Source organism: Salinicola sp. DM10, from assembly GCF_017306975.2.
GTDB lineage: Bacteria > Pseudomonadota > Gammaproteobacteria > Pseudomonadales > Halomonadaceae > Salinicola.
This window is the reverse complement of sequence record NZ_JAFLEN020000006.1, coordinates 131,020-146,558: the sequence shown is the minus strand read 5'-3', so window position 1 is coordinate 146,558 and position 15,539 is coordinate 131,020. Positions and strand designations below refer to the sequence as shown.

The following is a 15,539-nucleotide window of genomic DNA, read 5'->3' as shown; positions in this document are numbered from 1 at the left end:
AGCGTGCGAACCCGGCTTCACGGCCACCCCAGGTCAACAGGCAAACAGGAGAGTGTCATGGCGTTACAGCTCGGCGATACCGCCCCGGACTTCACCCAGGAGAGCACCGAAGGGCCGATCTCGTTCCACCAGTGGGCCGGCGACAGCTGGGTCATCCTGTTCTCCCACCCAGCCGACTTCACCCCGGTGTGCACCACCGAACTCGGCGAGGTCTCGCGCCTCAAGCCGGAGTTCGAACGCCGCAACACCAAGGCGATCGGCCTCTCCGTCGACCCGCTGGACGACCACCAGCGCTGGGTCGGCGATATCGAGGAGACCCAGGGCTGCGGGCTCAACTTCCCGCTGCTGGCGGATGCCGACCGTTCGGTGAGCGAGGCCTACGGCATGATCCATCCCAACGCCAGCGGCACCAACACCGTGCGTTCGGTATTCATCATCGACCCGGCCAAGAAGGTGCGCCTGACCATCACCTATCCGCCCAGCACCGGGCGTAACTTCGCCGAGATCCTGCGCGTGCTGGACAGCCTGCAACTGACCGACAGCCACAAGGTTGCCACGCCGGTGAACTGGCAGGATGGCGACGACGTCATCATCGTACCGTCGATCGACAACGAGAAGGCCAAGACGCTGTTCCCCGACGGCTGGGACGAGAAAAAGCCCTACCTGCGCGTGACCAAGCAGCCCAACAAATAAGCCGGCTGCCCGATCTCGTAAGATCTTTGTATGAAAAGCGCCGTAAAAAGCGCGACAAGCAAGTCCCTAAAAAAGCCCGCGCTCATCGAGCGCGGGCTTTTTTGTCTGGCGGTCTTGGCTTACGGTCTTGGCTTGCAGTCTTGTCTTGCGAGCGAGCAGCAATGACTCAGCAACGTGAGCAGGACTTCAGCGCCTTGCGCTCGTCGCGCGTCAGGCGCGGCCGCGCCTCGCGGGCCGGCAGGCGCAGCGTGGCCGAGCGCGCCAGCATCATCACCATGACACGCACTACGTGGGCAACCACGTAGATAACCACGGCCATGATGATCAACGCCTTGATGCGCCCTGAGATTTTCACGCTGCGTCTCCTTGCGAGAGGGATATTGGGGGGATTGACAGCAAGGATATAAGCACAAGAGTGTGACGGAAAATTGAAGGCGTCGATAATGGTCATGCCGACTATCGATAGCCTCGACGGCCAATACCGATAGCCTAGACGACCGATCGTCCGACGGATTTTCGCCGGCAGAATCTCTGAGCAGGGCGAGGCTGACGACGCGCCACGGCAGTCGTCCCCGGGCTGGCGCGGAGAATCACGCCAGGCGCAATTGAAACGAGATTGATTCGCGTTTAATGTTGTGAGCCGCGTGATCTTTGCCAGCCCTGATGCGATCGAGCTCTCAACGCCAATGTCCGTCGACTCCCACACCGCTTTCGAGAACCTGTATCGCGCGCATCACGGTTGGTTGCGCCATTGGCTCTACCGTCGCCTGACCTGCTCGGATCGAGCGGCGGATCTGGCACATGACACCTTCCTGCGGGTACTGACGCGGCGATCAGAAGCGCCAGACAAGCCGTCGCGGGCCTTACTGATCACGATCGCCAAGGGGTTGGTGATCGATCACTGGCGGCGCAGCACGCTGGAAAAGGCCTACCTGGAGACGCTGGCTGCCCTCCCCGAGCATCAGGCACCCTCACCAGAGGCGCAGCAAGAGGCACTGGAACTTCTGGCGCAATTGAGCGCGCTGCTCGACGGGCTCAAGCCTGCGGTCCGCAATGCTTTTTTGTTACGTCAGTTGGGCGGCCTGGGTTACGCCGACATCGCCACGAGATTGGGCGTCTCGTCGCGCACGGTCGAGCGATATGTCGCCGATGCGCTCTATCACTGCTACCGGCTGCGTTTCTTGGATGAGTGATGCCAACGGCGCGCCCGCGCCCACCGAGGCGATCGTGCGTCGCGCCATCGCCTGGCATATGCATCTGGCGTCTGCCAGCGCCGCAGAGCGCCCGCGACTCCTCGAAGAGGTCGACCGCTGGTGCGACGAGCAGCCGGACCACGCGCTGGCATGGCGCCGTGTCGCAGGGATGAGCGCCGAGCTAGACGACATCACCCAGCGGCTACCCACGACTACCGAGGCACTTTCCATTCTCGACCGTGGCAACCGGGAGCTGGCACGGCGTCGGGCATTGAAACTGATGCTCACCGGTTGCGCCGTCGGCGGTGCCGGCCTCTGGCTGAGCCCCGCGCGCTTGCCATGGCAAGCTGACTACACCACCGCGATCGGCGAACGCCGCCGGATCTCACTGTCCGACGGGACCCGGGTGACGCTGAACACGGATTCCGCGCTCGACGTGGCCTTCGATAACGACCAGCGCCGGCTGGTTCTCGCCCGCGGCGAGGTGCTCGTAGAGAGCGGCTCGGACGTAGCGAGCCTGCACCATCGCCCGCTGCGACTGGCGTGCCGCCATGGAATCTGCGAGGCGCTGGGCACCCGTTTCAGCGTTCGCGACACCGCCGCCACGAGCCGCCTCCATGTCAGCGCTGGGCGCGTGGCACTCGACCAGCCCGGCACCACCAGACAAATCGTGGTACCCGGGGAGACGGTCCGCTTCGATGGCGCGACGACCACGCCCGTCGCAGCGCCGGCGCTCGACCCCGATGCCTGGAGCAGAGGCATGCTGGTAGTGAACGATATCCGCCTGGACAAGTTTCTCGCCGAACTGGCGCGCTATCGCCTCGGATTTGTCGGCTGCGACGAGCACGTGGCTGGGCTGCGACTCTCCGGCGTTTACCAGCTCGACGATCAGTCAGCGCTGCTGCGCCATCTCACGCGTACGCTACCCATCAAAGTCGTCTCACGCACCCGCTGGTGGATTCGCGTCGAGCCCGCCTGAGAAAAAATCTCGCCCTGGCTGTCGGATTTCACTCGCTCGTTCGGTATCCCCTGCAAGCACCCTGAAGACACGTCTTTTCAAGGCAAGACACGTCTCTTCAAGAAAAGACACGTCTCTTCAGAGCGCGCCAATGACAACGCCAGGGAACCCTCACATGAACGCGCCGTTACCGTCTCCGCTCAGGCACAAGACATCTTCTCTCCTCACGCGTCGGCGACTGCCGCCGGCAACGCTCGTCATCCTGCTGGCCTTGCCCCCGTCCCCGCTGTTCGCCGACACCCAGGCGTCACCTGTTGCCAGCGTGAGTATTGCCGCCGGCCCCTTGAATCAGGCGCTCAATCGCTTCGCCCAGGCCACGGGCCTGACGCTCTCTTACACGCCAGACCTCGTCGACGGCCTGCGCAGTCATGGCGTTACCCGAGTGACGAGCCTCGATCAAGCGTTGGCGGCACTGCTCGACGGCACCGGTTTGATGGCGCAGCGTACCGACTCCGGCTATCTCATCGTCAGCGCACCGACGACACAGCGCACCAGCCTGGAGACGCTGACCGTCGCGGCGACACGCATCGCCAGCGGCGTCGCGCCGGTCGATGGCTATGTCGCTACCAGCAGCCGCTCGACGACCAAGACAGACACGCCACTGATCGAGACGCCTCGTAGTGTCAGCGTCATCACCAGCGATCTGATCCAGGCGCGCGGCGCCAGAGACATCGAGGATGCCGTCGCTTACAGCGCCGGCGTCAGCGTTGGCAATTACGGCTTCGATCCACGCTATGACCAGATCCAGGTTCGCGGCTTTGCCACCACCACCAGCGGCAACTTCCTCGACGGCCTGCGCCAACCCTACGATGGCTGGCTGGCCGCTCCCAATACCCTGCCCTACGCGCTAGAGCGCATCGATATCGTCAAGGGCCCGGATTCAGTGATCTTCGGTCAAGTCAGCCCGGGTGGGGTGGTCAACCGGGTAAGCAAACGCCCCAGCGCGGAAGCCGACAACGAGGTACGCATCACCGCAGGCAATAAGGATACCCGCGAGGCGGCGTTCGACCTGGGTGGCACCTTCGATGAGCGCGGCGACATCCGCTATCGCCTGGTCGGTCTGGCCCGCAACGCCGACAGCGACATCGAGCAGATACCCGACGACGCCAGCTTCATCGCTCCCTCGCTGTCGTTACAGCTCAGCGACGACACCTCGCTGACGCTGCTGGCTCAATATCAGGATCGCGAGACCGGCGGCAGCCCAGGCTATTATCAGAATGGCGACGAGCTCACCGACTTCTGGGCCGGCGACGCGGATTTCGACAAGGCGTCGCTGCATCAATGGCAAGTCGGCTGGGAGCTCGAACACCATTTCAACGACGCACTATCGTTCAGCCAGAACACCCGCTATCAGTCGCTCAGTGCTATCAATCAATACGTCGGCACCGTCGCCAGCGAGGGCAGCGTACTGCAGCGCAGCGCCACCGGCGTCTATGAGGACACCCGGTCGGTCGTCACCGACAATCGCCTGACTGGCGAGTTCACCACCGGCGCCCTGCAACATACCCTGAGCGGCGGCATCGACTACGCCTACTTCGATTACGACGTGCTCTATACCGGTGGCGAAGCGCCGCCGATCGATCGCGACGACCCGGACTATCATCAAGCCATTCCCCGCCCGAGCGATGTCTATTCCGACATCGACGGTCGTACCCATCGCACCGGCGTCTACCTACTCGACCAGGTCGCACTCGATCGCTGGCGACTCTCCGCGGGGCTACGCCGCGACTGGTCCGAGGACATCACTCGCAACCGCCTCTCAGGCAGCGACACCCTCGCTACCCATGCCACCACGGGCCAGCTCGGCGTGCTCTATGCCTTCGACAACGGCGTGTCGCCCTATCTGAGCTACGCCACGTCATTCGAACCGCAGAGCGGCACCGATGCCAACGGCAATCACCACGCACCCTCCGAAGGCCGCCAATGGGAGGCCGGGGTCAAGTACCAGCCGCCGGGCCGGAATCTGCTGCTGACCGCCGCCGTCTACCAGATCGAGCAGACCAACGTACTGACCACGGACCCCGACAATCGGCTCTACTCGGTGGCCACCGGGGAGCAGCGTATCCGCGGCCTGGAGCTGGAACTGACCGCCGACCTCACCCGCGAACTCAGCATGACCGCCGCCTACACCGTCAACGATCCGGAAATCACCCAGGACAATGACGGCAATGCTGGCAACACACCGGTCAATGTCTCGAAACACCTGGCCTCGCTGTGGCTGGACTACGCCATCGACCACGGTGCGCTGCGAGGCATCGGCCTCTCGGCTGGCGCCCGCTACGTCGGCAGCTCCTGGAGCGACGCCGCCAACACCCGCAAGAACGATGCCTATACCCTGGTCGACGCCGGGCTCCACTACGATTTCTCCGGTGAACTCGACGGCGTGCGCGTGGGTATCGATGCCCACAATCTGGCCGACAGACGCTATGTCGTCTGCGAAAGCGGCTACTGCTATCGCGGCAGCGGACGTAGCGTGCTGGGCAGCTTGAGCTATCACTGGTAAGCGAGGAGAACGTCGTGCCATTGCACTCCCTCATGCGCGGACTGGCAGTGCTCGGTGTGCTGGGCCTTCTCGGTGCACCGATCTCAGCCAGCGCAGCCTCGGCACCTGCCGACGAGACGGCATCGGTCACACTCGACCACACGCGCCAGTGGCAGATGCACAATGCGGCGGGTGACGCCTATCGAATCATGATCAGCCTGCCTGACGGGCCACCACCGCAAGCGGGCTACCCGGTGCTCTACGTGCTCGACGGCAATGCCTATTTCCCGGCGTTCCACGCCGCCAGGGAGACGATCGAGCGCTACCGCGAAACGATCATCGTCGGGATCGGTTATCCCGAGGCGCAGTCGCTCAACTGGCTGCGCCGCTCCTACGATTTCTCTCCCCCGGCGCCCCCCGAGCACAACGAGCCGCCCCAGGGTGGCCAGGACGCATTCCTCTCCTTCATCGAGCACCGCCTCAAGCCGCGCGTCGAAGCCGAACTACCGGTCGACCCGCAGCGGCAGAGCCTGTTCGGCCACTCTTTCGGCGGCATGTTCGCCATTTATGCGCTGTTCCAGCGCCCGCATCTCTTCGCGCAGGTGGTCGCGGCCAGCCCATCGCTCTGGTGGGCCAGCCATCACCTGCTAGCGCTGGAACCCGACTTCGCCGACACGATGGCGACCGGAAGATTCAAGAACCCGCCTAGCCTGGCGCTGATCGTCGCCGAGGGAGACACACCGCAGGAGATTCAGGAGGCCAGAGCCATGGCCAAGCGGCTAACGCCGCTCTCTGCCTTCGGTTTTCGTGCAAGCTATACCCGCATCCCCGGCGTCGATCACGCAACCGTGCCGTTCAAGATCGTCCCCCGTGTACTGCGAGAGGTGTTCGACGTCGGCTATACCCCATAGGCTGAAACGCACCCCGGTCTGGCCTTCGCTCGCCAACTTTTCGCATGGCGTCTTGTAACCTTCGGCAACGCCCCGGTACCAACCACGCTGCCACTACATACCCTTTGCCTCGCGGCCGCGTCGCGCCGCACTCGCGATCATGGCAGGATGCCAGGCATATCCCGCGAGGAGCGCCCCATGACGTCCCACCCCCTGCAACACCGCCACCACTGGGTCTTCGACATGGACGGCACGCTCACCGTCGGCGTGCACGACTTCCCGGCGATCCGGCGCGAGCTGGAAATCCCAGCGGAGGCGGATCTGCTCCACCATCTGGAGACGCTGCCCGCGGCCGAGCGCGATGCCAAGCACGCCTGGCTGCTGGAGCACGAGCGCACGCTGGCACTCGCGGCCACCGCGGCGAGTGGCGCGGTCGAGCTGATTCTGACCCTGGCCCAGCGCGGCTGCCGGCTGGGCATACTGACGCGCAACGCCAAGGAGCTGGCGCACATCACGCTGGAGGCGATCGGCCTGGCGGACTGCTTCGCCCACGCTGACGTGCTCGGCCGCGACGAAGCACCGCCCAAGCCTCACCCCGGCGGGCTGCAGCACTTCGCCAGCCTCTGGGCGCGGGCGCCGGATGAGCTGGTGATGGTCGGCGACAGCCCCATGGACATGGCCTGCGGCCGCGCTGCGGGCACGACCACGGTGCTCGTCAACGTCCCCGACAACTCCTGCCCCGAAGCGGTGGACTGGCACTTTCCGGACTGCCATGCGCTGCTATCAAAAGTGACACCGGCTGACCGCTAGGCAATCACGGCGCGTCACAGCCCGCGAGATATCTTCCGCCGAGGGATCGTTTACGCCCGGCGTCGGTCATAGTCATGCCGATCTCTGGCCATAAATATTATGTTATAACGTCCGTTTCGTTATCCATCGTCACCCATTTTCACGAGTCACCGTCATGGATAGAAGACGCTTCATCACCACGCTTCTGGCCACCTGTCTCCTGCCCAGCACCCGGGCGCTGGCCGCCAACCCACTTACCCCCTTCACCCTGCAGGAAGACGACGACAGCGCCAGCTTCGTCATCGAGCTCGAAGGCAGCCACGAACACAAGGTCTTCACCCTGGATAACCCGCCGCGGGTGGTCATCGATCTGCCGCAGGTATCGCGCATTGCACCGTCGAAGGCCCCGCGCCAGCACGCCGGCATCGTCAAGGACGTGCGCACCGGGCGTCACGGCGACGGCATTCGTATCGTGCTCGACCTGAAACGGCTCAAGCAGCCCAGGACCCAGGTGCGCCAGCTGGATGCCCACCGTGCCCAGCTGATCGTCAGCATCAACGACCCCGACCCGCTGATGGCGGCGGTCACCGCCGAGGCCGAGTCCCACCGCCAGCCGCGCAAGGCGATCATCGAGATCGATGCCGGCCACGGCGGCAAGGACCCCGGCTGCGTCAGCGCCGACGACCACTACGAGAAGTATGTCGCCCTGGGCGTGGCCGACGCACTCAAGACGCGGCTCCACGCGGACCCACGCTTCGAGCCGTCGCTGACCCGGGACAGCGACATCTTCATTCCGCTGCATCAGCGCGTGCTGATGGCCCGCGACCACCACGCCGATCTGTTCATCTCGATCCATGCCGATGCCGCGCCTACCCCTTCGGCGTCGGGGGCCTCGGTCTATATCCTCTCCGAGCACGGCGCCAGTTCGGCGATGGCACGCTGGCTGGCGGAGAGCCAGAACGCCGCCGACCGCTACGACTCGACCCGCGACAGCAACATCTATTCGGACGATCCCGACGTGCAGTCGGTGCTGATCGACCTGTCGATGCGCGGGACCGACGTCGCCAGCCAGAAACTGGCCAAGACCACGCTCGGCCATCTCGGCGAGGTGACCCACCTGCATCAGCACCGAGTCAACAAGGCGGCGTTCGCGGTGCTCAAGTCGCCGGATATCCCCTCGATGCTGGTGGAGACCGGGTTCATGTCCAACCGCGCCGACTGCAAGCGCCTGCTGGTCAAGGCGCACCAGCAGGCGCTGGCCGAGGCACTGCACCAGAGCGTGGCCGACTTCTTCGAGGCCAACCCGTTGCCGGCGTGAAGCGCTCGCCACGCTGGCGCTGCCAGCATCACCCGGCCACACCGTCAGCGACGGCGTGGCCGCCCTAAGCTCTTGTTAAGCGAACCGGCGTAGAACACGGACGGTCACCCCGTTGCCAGACGCCGACAGCGCCAGGCGGCGGCTGACAAAAAGATGACCGTTTCGTTACCAATCCCTGCGCACCGTCCGCCGTCGCGGCGCTAGCATGGCGATCTGGTTTTTCCCGCACGCCGCTCGAGGACGCCCCCGTACCGCCATCATGGAAGCGCTCAACCTTCGCCTGTTCGATTGGCTCAACGCCCCCGCCCACGCCTCGCGGCTGACCCTGGATCTCGCCTACGCGCTGGCCATCTACGCCATCTACCTGGTGCCGCTGTTGATGATCGTCGGCTGGCTGCAGCGCGACCCGGCCCGCCAGCGCCTGGCGCTGCGCGGCCTGGTGGCCTGCGTCGCTGCGCTCGGCGTCAACAGCGTGATCGGGCTTACGTGGAGCCATCCGCGCCCGTTCATGCTGCCGGTGGGGCACACTTATCTGAGCCATGCCGCCGACAGCTCCTTCCCCAGCGACCACATGACGGTGATCACCGCCGCCGCGGTGACCCTGCTGCTGTCGCGGGAGCTGCGCCCGCTGGGGGTGATCTTCGCCGCCATCGGCCTGGGCATCGCCTGGTCGCGGGTCTATCTGGGGGTGCACTTCCCCCTGGACATGCTGGGGGCGCTGCTCATCTCCGGCTCGGTGGCCCTGCTCGCCGCGCGCTGCGAGGCCTACTACATGCCCGCGCTGCACCGGCTGGCCCGAGGCATTCACCGGCGGCTGCTGGCGCCGCTGATCGCCCGCGGCTGGCTGCCGCGCTAGCGGTGTGAGTCGAACGCCGAGATCCGGCTGGTGCTGGTGTGAATCTAGGCGCTGATCTGAATCGAGGCGCTGGTCTGAATCTAGGCGCTGGTCTGAACCTAGGTACTGGTGTGGATCGTCGTCTCGACAGACAGGCCGACCGCGAGCCGATCGAGCCCGGGTTGATCGGGATCGAGCGTGATGCGAACAGGCAGTCGTTGGACGATCTTGGTGAAGTTGCCCGACACGTCGTTGCTCGACACGGGTGAAAAGGTCGTGCCGGTTGCCGGGGCCAGACTCTTCACGTGACCATGCAGATCGAGGTCCGGATAGGCGTCTACGGAGAGGCTCACTGGCTGTCCTGGCTTCACATGAGTGATGTCGACTTCGCGATAGTAGGCGGTGACGTAGATGGCGTGGACCGGCACGATAGCCAACTGCGCTGCGCCCGCTTCGGCCCAGGCTCCTACCCGAGCGGACTGCGCAGCGACGATCCCGTCGATGGGAGCCTCGATTCGCGTGTGCGACAGGTCCAATTTCGCTTGTCGACGTTGCGCCTTGGCCTGCGCCAACGCCGCCTCGGCGCCTTTCCGCTGTGCTTGGAGCACCTCGGTCTGCTGGCGCACACTCTCCAGCGTCGCCTGGTCCGCCTGTCGCTGCGCCTCCCGCGCGCGTGCATTGACACTGGCCTGCTGCGCATTCTGCTCCGACACATTGCCGTTGTGGCGCAGGCGATCGTAGCGTTCGGCGTCGGCCCGCGCGTAGTCGGCGTTGGCATCGTCCTGGCGTACGGTTGCCTCGGCGTGACGAATCTGCGCCGGCTGCTGGGCGAGCTGCGCTTCGATCTCCGCCAGATTGGCCTCGGCAGCCGCTACCATGCCCTCGGCACGCTCGACCGCCACCTGATAGTCACGGGGGTCGATGTCGAGCAGCGGGTCGCCTCGCCCGACGCGATCATGGTCCTCGATGTGTACCTTGACCAGGTCTCCCGATACGCGCGGCGAAATCACCGTATAGTCGGCATCGAACTTGGCGTCATTGGTCCAGACATTGGCGTCACCCCCGAAGTCGCCGTAAGCAAGGCTCGCAGCGACAACGACCGCGGCCACGACGGTCGTCAAGGCGATGATCAAGGGTTTACGCGAGTGTGTCTGGGAGTGCTCTTGGGAAGTCGGCTTCATGGCGATCGCTAGGGTTGCCTACAGGGGTTTGGGTCGGTGAAAGCGAGGGGCGTAAGTGCGCTTCGGTAGCAGGCAGAACGGCACCATGATCAGCGCCATCACCGCCAAGGCACGCCAGATATCGGCATATGCCAAAACCTCGGCATGACGTGAAACCTGCTCGTGGAGGTGACTCAGCGCTTCGCTCGAGTGCCGGCTCGGTGCCCACTGTAAGGCCTCGGCGTCGTGCCCCGAGAGCGCCGCCGCCTGTGCCAACGAGAAGCGCATGGCTCCGATCCGATCGAGCAGCGCGTGCGCGTGGTGGTCAGCGGCCACCACCAGCCAATGGCCCAGAATACCGCCGGCGATCGGACTCGCCAGCGCGCGGGAGGTGTTGATCGTGGCCGATCCGAACGGACCCTCCATGGGATCGACCACCGCCGTCGCCGTCATCAATAGCCCCACCACGACCATCGACTGGCCGCAGGCGAAAATCACCTGAGAGAGATAGAACTGCTCGCGTGCCCATGCGACGCCGACGTCACCGTTCATCCAACTCGCCCAGGCCATCAGCACCAGGCCCGATGCCATGACCCAGCGACAGTCGACGCGCTCGACGTTCAGCACGAGCGCGCTCAGCGGCAGCATCAGTAGTGGGGGCAGCGCCAGCGCCAGCGCGACTGGCAGGCTCTGCAGCGGGCGATAGCCCTGCACCTCGGCGAGGAACTCACCCGGCAGGGAGGCCGCCGAGGCGCCGAGCGCAATGACGCCGACCAGCATGAAGATACCGAAGCCGAAGTTGATCCGTTTGACCAGCTGTGGCCGCACGAATGGCACCGGCGCGACCCAGCAGCGCAGGACGAACAGCGGCAGCAGCGTCACCGCCGCCAGCGCCAACCAGCGCACCAGCGAAGCGTGGAACCAGTCGAGTCGCTCTCCCTGGGTAAACAGGATCACCACGCTGGCGCATAACCCCCAACCCAAGAGCAGCCCCAGCCAGTCGAACTGCCGCCAGCGCCCCGTCGGTCGAGGATCCTGCGGGAGCCCGTAGAGCATCATCGACGCTGCCACCAGGCACAGCGGCACCGCCGCCCAGAAAACGAAATCGATGCCCAGCCCATGGTTGGCCCAGATAACCACCGGGCTGGCGATGTTAGGCGCGAATGTCGCGGTCAACCCGTAGGCGGCGAGGCCGAAAAGCTTGGTGGAAGGTGTCAGGAAGCGCAGGGCCACCGCCATCAGCAGCGGAATCAGAAATCCGTTGCTGAGTCCCTGGACCCAGCGTAGCGCCAGCAATAGAGAGCGGGACTCGGTCACCGTGCAGCAGAGCCCCAGCAGCGCCAATGACACCGCCGCCAGCGCCGCGAAGCGACGCATGGAATAGGTCACCGCGAGCCACGGTGCGACCAGCATGCCCATCGCCACACCGGTCGCGTAGAGCGTGGTGAACCAGCTGCCCTGATCGACGCTGAAGCCGTAGGCGCCGCGAATATCGGCCAGCGCCAGCGAGGCCGCCTCCTGATTGATATCGGCGGCAATGCAGGCGAGCAGCATGCCGATCATTCCGACGATCAAACGCGAGGACATGGCAAAACCCTGGATCACGGCGAGTGGGAATAGGCGACGAGCGACACGGGTGTCGCGCAGGGAAACTATCGCCGCAAGTTGACTTTGTCAACTTTAAACGACAGGCCGATCTTGCCCTGAATCCAGCATTTCAGGCCGAGCACGAGCCAAACACGCCAGCGATCTCACTCGATGGGAGGCGCCTCGACGATGTTATTCATGGCCCGCTTCATCAACTGCTCGAAGGTTCGCCTTTCGGCCGTCGAGAATTCCGCCAGGGTCGTTGCCGTCAGCTCTTCGCGAATGCGCTCCAACCGCTCGAAGATGACCTGGCCTTCCGCCGTCAGGGCAACCTGGGTGATTCGACGCGGCGTCGAGTCACCGCAGCGTCGAATCAGACCTTCACGCTCGAGCGCCTTGAACGCTCTCGCCACTTGCCCTTTGTCCCAGCCCTGCTTTTGCATGAGCGACTGCTGATGCTGCTCGGGATAACGACCGACCACCGAGAGCACTCGTAGTTGAAAAGGGGGATGCGTCAGACCATCGCGCTGGGCGAGTTCACTGAGACGCGCGCGGCAGGCGACGCTCAATGCCGCCATCGTATCGATGATTTTCTGTTGCAAGGAAAGCGGACTCCACGTGGACTAGCGGCGAATGACAGGGGATTCCTGTTGCCATCCCATTATGTCCCATGGCGCCGATCCCGCCGAATCGAGTTCACCGCCACGTCGCCTCGATCGCCCAACGTCTCTTGCCATCCACGGAACGTAGGACGCCCGCTCTCGCTAGCCGAGAACGGGCGTCTGGATACGCGTCCCGGTCCCTCAGGCGGCGCTAGAGACCGCCGCCGGGCGTCGCCCGGCGAGACTCACCGCAATCAGCGTCAATGCCGCCAGCGGCATCGCCACCAGCACGCTGTTCCAGCCCATCGGCTTGCCCAGCGCGATCTCCCACACCAGCGTCATCCCGCCACCCACGAGCATCGCCGCCAGCGCCCCGGCCGGGGTCGCCCGCGGCCACAGCAGCGCGGCCAGGAACACCGGCGTGATCGCCGCGCCGTACATGCCGTAGGAGTACATCTGCATCGCCAGCACGCTGGGGAAGAAGGCGCCCAGCACCCAGGCCAGCAGGCCGAGCAGCACCACCGCCAGGCGGTTGAGCAGCAGCGCCTTGCCCGCCGGCACCTGGATCTTGAACAGCCCACCGACGATATCCTGGGTCAGGCTGGCCGAGGCCGAGAGCAGATACGAGTTGCCGGTGGTCAGCAGCAGCGCCACGATCGAGGCCAGCAGCAGGCCGCCGATCACACTGGGGACACCCTGCTGGGCCAGCGTCATCATCGCCGTCGACGGGGTGATATCGGGATACATCACCCGCGTGGCGCATACCAGCAGCGTGATCAGCGACGTGCAGACGATGGAAGCCAGGACCAGACCCAGCGCGGCCTTCTTGGCGGTCTGCGGGTCGCGCGCCGCGGCGAAGCGCTGGAACAGGTTCTGATCGCCCAGGATGAGCAGGAACAGCGGCAGGAAGTAGCCCAGCGCCTGCCACGGCGAGAGCCCGCCGAGCAGCGTCTGGTGGGTCGCCGGCAGCGCCTCCATCATGCCGTCGAGGCCGCCCAGCCGGGTCAGCACCAGCGGCAGCGCGATCAGCATGCTACCGAAGATGATCACCGCGCTCAGATAGTCGGTGTAAGCCACCGAGACCAGCCCGCCCATGGTCGCCAGACCGATCATCACCAGCGCCGCGATCACCACGCCCTGCCACACCGGCAGGCCGAAGACGAGATTGAGCGCCTGCCCCGCACCGGTGAACTGATACGACACGATGCCGACATAAGCGAGCAGGATGATCAGCGAGGCGATCGAGCGCGCCACCGGGCCGAAGCGCGCCTCGATCAGCGCCGGGATGGTGGTGGCGCGTGAGCGGCGCATCTTGCGTGCCAGCAGGAAGTAAACCACCAGCGCGGCGATCGGCGTGCCGGCGAAGAAGAAGATCGCCGCCCCCGGGCCGTGCTGGAACACGAAGCTGGCGCCGCCGACGATCGAGCCGGAACCGACGAAGGTCGCCAGCAGCGTCGCGGTGAGTACCAGGGTCGAGAGCGAGCGTCCGGCGACGATGAAGTCGGTATCGTCGTGGACCTTGCGCCGTGAGAAGTAGAGCCCCACGACGACCATCAGCAGCAGATAGGCAATGACGAAGAGTGCATGCATGGTGCAGGCCTCCGATTGTGGTTGTTATGAATCGTGGTTGTTATGGATCGCGGTTGTTATCGACGGTGGTGGTTGTCCAGCGAGTGCCGGTCGCGGCCGTGGGTGGCGCCCATGGCCGCGCCGGGCTCAACGGCTCAGGCGCTCCTTGATCACACGCCCGCCCTGCATGATCAGCGCCAGATGATCGCCCTGGCCGGTCAGCAGCCGCATATCCTCCAGCGGATTGCCGTCGACCACGATCAGGTCGGCATAGGCCCCCGGCGCGATACAGCCGACCTCGCCCTCCATGCGCAGCAGCTTGGCCGCGGTGGCGGTGGCGCTGCGGATCACCTCGTGGGGCGGCAGCACCTGGGCGCGGATCACGAACTCGTCGGACTGGTGCGGATGCATCTCGCCGAGCAGGTCGGTGCCGTAGGCCATCTCCAGGCCCGCCTCGCGCATGGTCACCAGACTCTCCAGCCCGGCCAGGCGTACGTCGTCGATCTTGGCCACCGACTCCGGCTTGAGCCCGTACTCGGCACCCTCGAGCTTGAGCCGTTCGTAGGTCACCAGGGTGGGACACGCCATCGCCCCGCGCTCGGCGGCAAAGCGCGCGGTCTCCGCGGTGATCAGATTGCAGTGCTCGAGCGAGCGCACCCCCGCTTCGACCGCGCGCCGGATCGCCTCGTCGGTGTAGAGATGGGCACTGACGTAGGTCTGGGCGTTGCTCGCCTCCTCGACGATGGTCTCGAGCTCGGCGCGCGAGAAGCTGAGAAAATCGATCGGGTCGCTGGGCGACGAGACACCACCGTTGGCCATCACCTTGATGAACTGGGCGCCGCCCTTGATCTCCTGACGCACCGCGCGACGCACCGCCTCGACGCCGTCGCAGATACGCCCCATCGAGCCCAGCCGGCGGGTCTGGTACTGATCGTCGCGCTCATCGAAAAAGCCGCGGTAGTCGTTGTGGCCACCGGTCTGCGACAGCGCCTTGCCGCAGATCACCAGTCTGGGGCCGACGAAGTAGCCCTCCGCCACCGCCTGCTGGATGGCGCGGTCGGCGCCGCCGACGTCGCGCACCGTGGTGAAACCGCGCTCGAGCATGCCTTTCAGGATCGGCGTGGCGCGCGCCGCGACCAGCGCATCGGGCAGCAGCGCGTTGGCGCCGAGATCGGCGGTAGTGGCGATCACGTGCACATGGCAGTCGATCAGCCCCGGCATCAGGGTGCGCCCGCCGAGATCGATCACCTCGGCGTGGGGGGCCTCGATCGCTGTCTCGGCGACCTGGACGATGCGGTCACCCTCGATCAGCACCTGGAGGCCGTCGCGCGGTTCGGCGGCGCTGCCGTCGACCAGGCGGAAGTTCTTGAGCAGGCGGGTGGGGGGCGTGCGTTCGGTCATGA

The 15,539-nt window shown here is 65.3% G+C and carries 14 protein-coding genes; 8 read left to right on the top strand and 6 right to left on the bottom strand.

Going from position 1 to position 15,539, the window contains the following annotated elements; genetic code table 11:
• The first annotated feature begins 57 nt into the window (after positions 1-57).
• Positions 58-693, top strand: coding sequence for a peroxiredoxin (locus J0A90_RS17205; RefSeq protein ID WP_207033947.1), 636 nt, complete (start codon positions 58-60; stop codon positions 691-693).
• Positions 694-859: 166 nt separating this feature from the next.
• Here J0A90_RS17205 and J0A90_RS17200 read toward each other — a convergent pair whose 3' ends face one another.
• Positions 860-1,144, bottom strand: coding sequence for a hypothetical protein (locus J0A90_RS17200; protein WP_207033946.1), 285 nt, complete (start codon positions 1,142-1,144; stop codon positions 860-862).
• A 193-nt stretch (positions 1,145-1,337) separates the two neighbouring features.
• Here J0A90_RS17200 and J0A90_RS17195 point away from each other — a divergent pair, with 193 nt between their 5' ends.
• From J0A90_RS17195 to J0A90_RS17165, 7 genes are all read left to right on the top strand, one after another.
• Complete coding sequence (locus J0A90_RS17195; protein WP_370635810.1) at positions 1,338-1,886, top strand: sigma-70 family RNA polymerase sigma factor; 549 nt, start codon at positions 1,338-1,340, stop codon at positions 1,884-1,886.
• Positions 1,879-2,865, top strand: a complete 987-nt coding sequence (locus tag J0A90_RS17190; RefSeq protein ID WP_207033942.1) for a FecR domain-containing protein — start codon at positions 1,879-1,881, stop codon at positions 2,863-2,865. The genes J0A90_RS17195 and J0A90_RS17190 overlap by 8 nt, the downstream gene beginning before the upstream one ends.
• A 250-nt stretch (positions 2,866-3,115) precedes the next feature.
• Positions 3,116-5,407, top strand: a complete 2,292-nt coding sequence (locus J0A90_RS17185; RefSeq protein ID WP_233076900.1) for a TonB-dependent siderophore receptor — start codon at positions 3,116-3,118, stop codon at positions 5,405-5,407.
• Between the two features lie 14 nt (positions 5,408-5,421).
• Positions 5,422-6,297 (top strand): alpha/beta hydrolase-fold protein, encoded by an 876-nt coding sequence (locus J0A90_RS17180; RefSeq protein ID WP_207033938.1) that lies wholly within the window; start codon positions 5,422-5,424, stop codon positions 6,295-6,297.
• A gap of 177 nt (positions 6,298-6,474) precedes the next feature.
• Positions 6,475-7,086 carry an HAD family hydrolase gene (locus J0A90_RS17175; RefSeq protein ID WP_233076898.1) on the top strand — a complete coding sequence of 204 codons (612 nt, stop codon included), beginning with the start codon at positions 6,475-6,477 and terminating at the stop codon, positions 7,084-7,086.
• 154 nt (positions 7,087-7,240) lie between these two features.
• Positions 7,241-8,383, top strand: a complete 1,143-nt coding sequence (locus J0A90_RS17170) for an N-acetylmuramoyl-L-alanine amidase (protein ID WP_207033936.1) — start codon at positions 7,241-7,243, stop codon at positions 8,381-8,383.
• Positions 8,384-8,588: 205 nt separating this feature from the next.
• Positions 8,589-9,239: a phosphatase PAP2 family protein gene (locus tag J0A90_RS17165; protein ID WP_207033933.1), complete on the top strand. Its 651-nt coding sequence runs from the start codon at positions 8,589-8,591 to the stop codon at positions 9,237-9,239.
• A gap of 98 nt (positions 9,240-9,337) precedes the next feature.
• On the opposite strand, the gene J0A90_RS17160 is transcribed toward J0A90_RS17165, so the two are convergent.
• The 5 genes from J0A90_RS17160 to J0A90_RS17140 all read right to left on the bottom strand — a co-directional run bounded on the left by J0A90_RS17160 (position 9,338) and on the right by J0A90_RS17140 (position 15,537).
• Positions 9,338-10,351, bottom strand: a complete 1,014-nt coding sequence (locus tag J0A90_RS17160) for an HlyD family secretion protein (protein WP_233076897.1) — start codon at positions 10,349-10,351, stop codon at positions 9,338-9,340.
• Positions 10,352-10,417: 66 nt separating this feature from the next.
• Complete coding sequence (locus tag J0A90_RS17155) at positions 10,418-11,965, bottom strand: MFS transporter (RefSeq protein ID WP_207033929.1); 1,548 nt, start codon at positions 11,963-11,965, stop codon at positions 10,418-10,420.
• 164 nt (positions 11,966-12,129) lie between these two features.
• Positions 12,130-12,567, bottom strand: a complete 438-nt coding sequence (locus J0A90_RS17150) for a MarR family winged helix-turn-helix transcriptional regulator (protein WP_233076896.1) — start codon at positions 12,565-12,567, stop codon at positions 12,130-12,132.
• A 201-nt stretch (positions 12,568-12,768) separates the two neighbouring features.
• Positions 12,769-14,157: a sodium:solute symporter gene (locus tag J0A90_RS17145; protein WP_207033928.1), complete on the bottom strand. Its 1,389-nt coding sequence runs from the start codon at positions 14,155-14,157 to the stop codon at positions 12,769-12,771.
• A gap of 126 nt (positions 14,158-14,283) precedes the next feature.
• Positions 14,284-15,537 carry an amidohydrolase family protein gene (locus J0A90_RS17140; protein WP_207033926.1) on the bottom strand — a complete coding sequence of 418 codons (1,254 nt, stop codon included), beginning with the start codon at positions 15,535-15,537 and terminating at the stop codon, positions 14,284-14,286.
• Positions 15,538-15,539: the final 2 nt, after the last annotated feature.

Coding starts and splice junctions, on each gene's coding strand:
- J0A90_RS17205 (WP_207033947.1), top strand. CDS start 58: ATGGCGTTACAGCTCGGCGATACCGCCCCGGACTTCACCCAGGAGAGC.
- J0A90_RS17200 (WP_207033946.1), bottom strand. CDS start 1,144: ATGACCATTATCGACGCCTTCAATTTTCCGTCACACTCTTGTGCTTAT.
- J0A90_RS17190 (WP_207033942.1), top strand. CDS start 1,879: ATGAGTGATGCCAACGGCGCGCCCGCGCCCACCGAGGCGATCGTGCGT.
- J0A90_RS17175 (WP_233076898.1), top strand. CDS start 6,475: ATGACGTCCCACCCCCTGCAACACCGCCACCACTGGGTCTTCGACATG.
- J0A90_RS17170 (WP_207033936.1), top strand. CDS start 7,241: ATGGATAGAAGACGCTTCATCACCACGCTTCTGGCCACCTGTCTCCTG.
- J0A90_RS17165 (WP_207033933.1), top strand. CDS start 8,589: ATGGCGATCTGGTTTTTCCCGCACGCCGCTCGAGGACGCCCCCGTACC.
- J0A90_RS17155 (WP_207033929.1), bottom strand. CDS start 11,965: ATGTCCTCGCGTTTGATCGTCGGAATGATCGGCATGCTGCTCGCCTGC.
- J0A90_RS17145 (WP_207033928.1), bottom strand. CDS start 14,157: ATGCATGCACTCTTCGTCATTGCCTATCTGCTGCTGATGGTCGTCGTG.
- J0A90_RS17140 (WP_207033926.1), bottom strand. CDS start 15,537: ATGACCGAACGCACGCCCCCCACCCGCCTGCTCAAGAACTTCCGCCTG.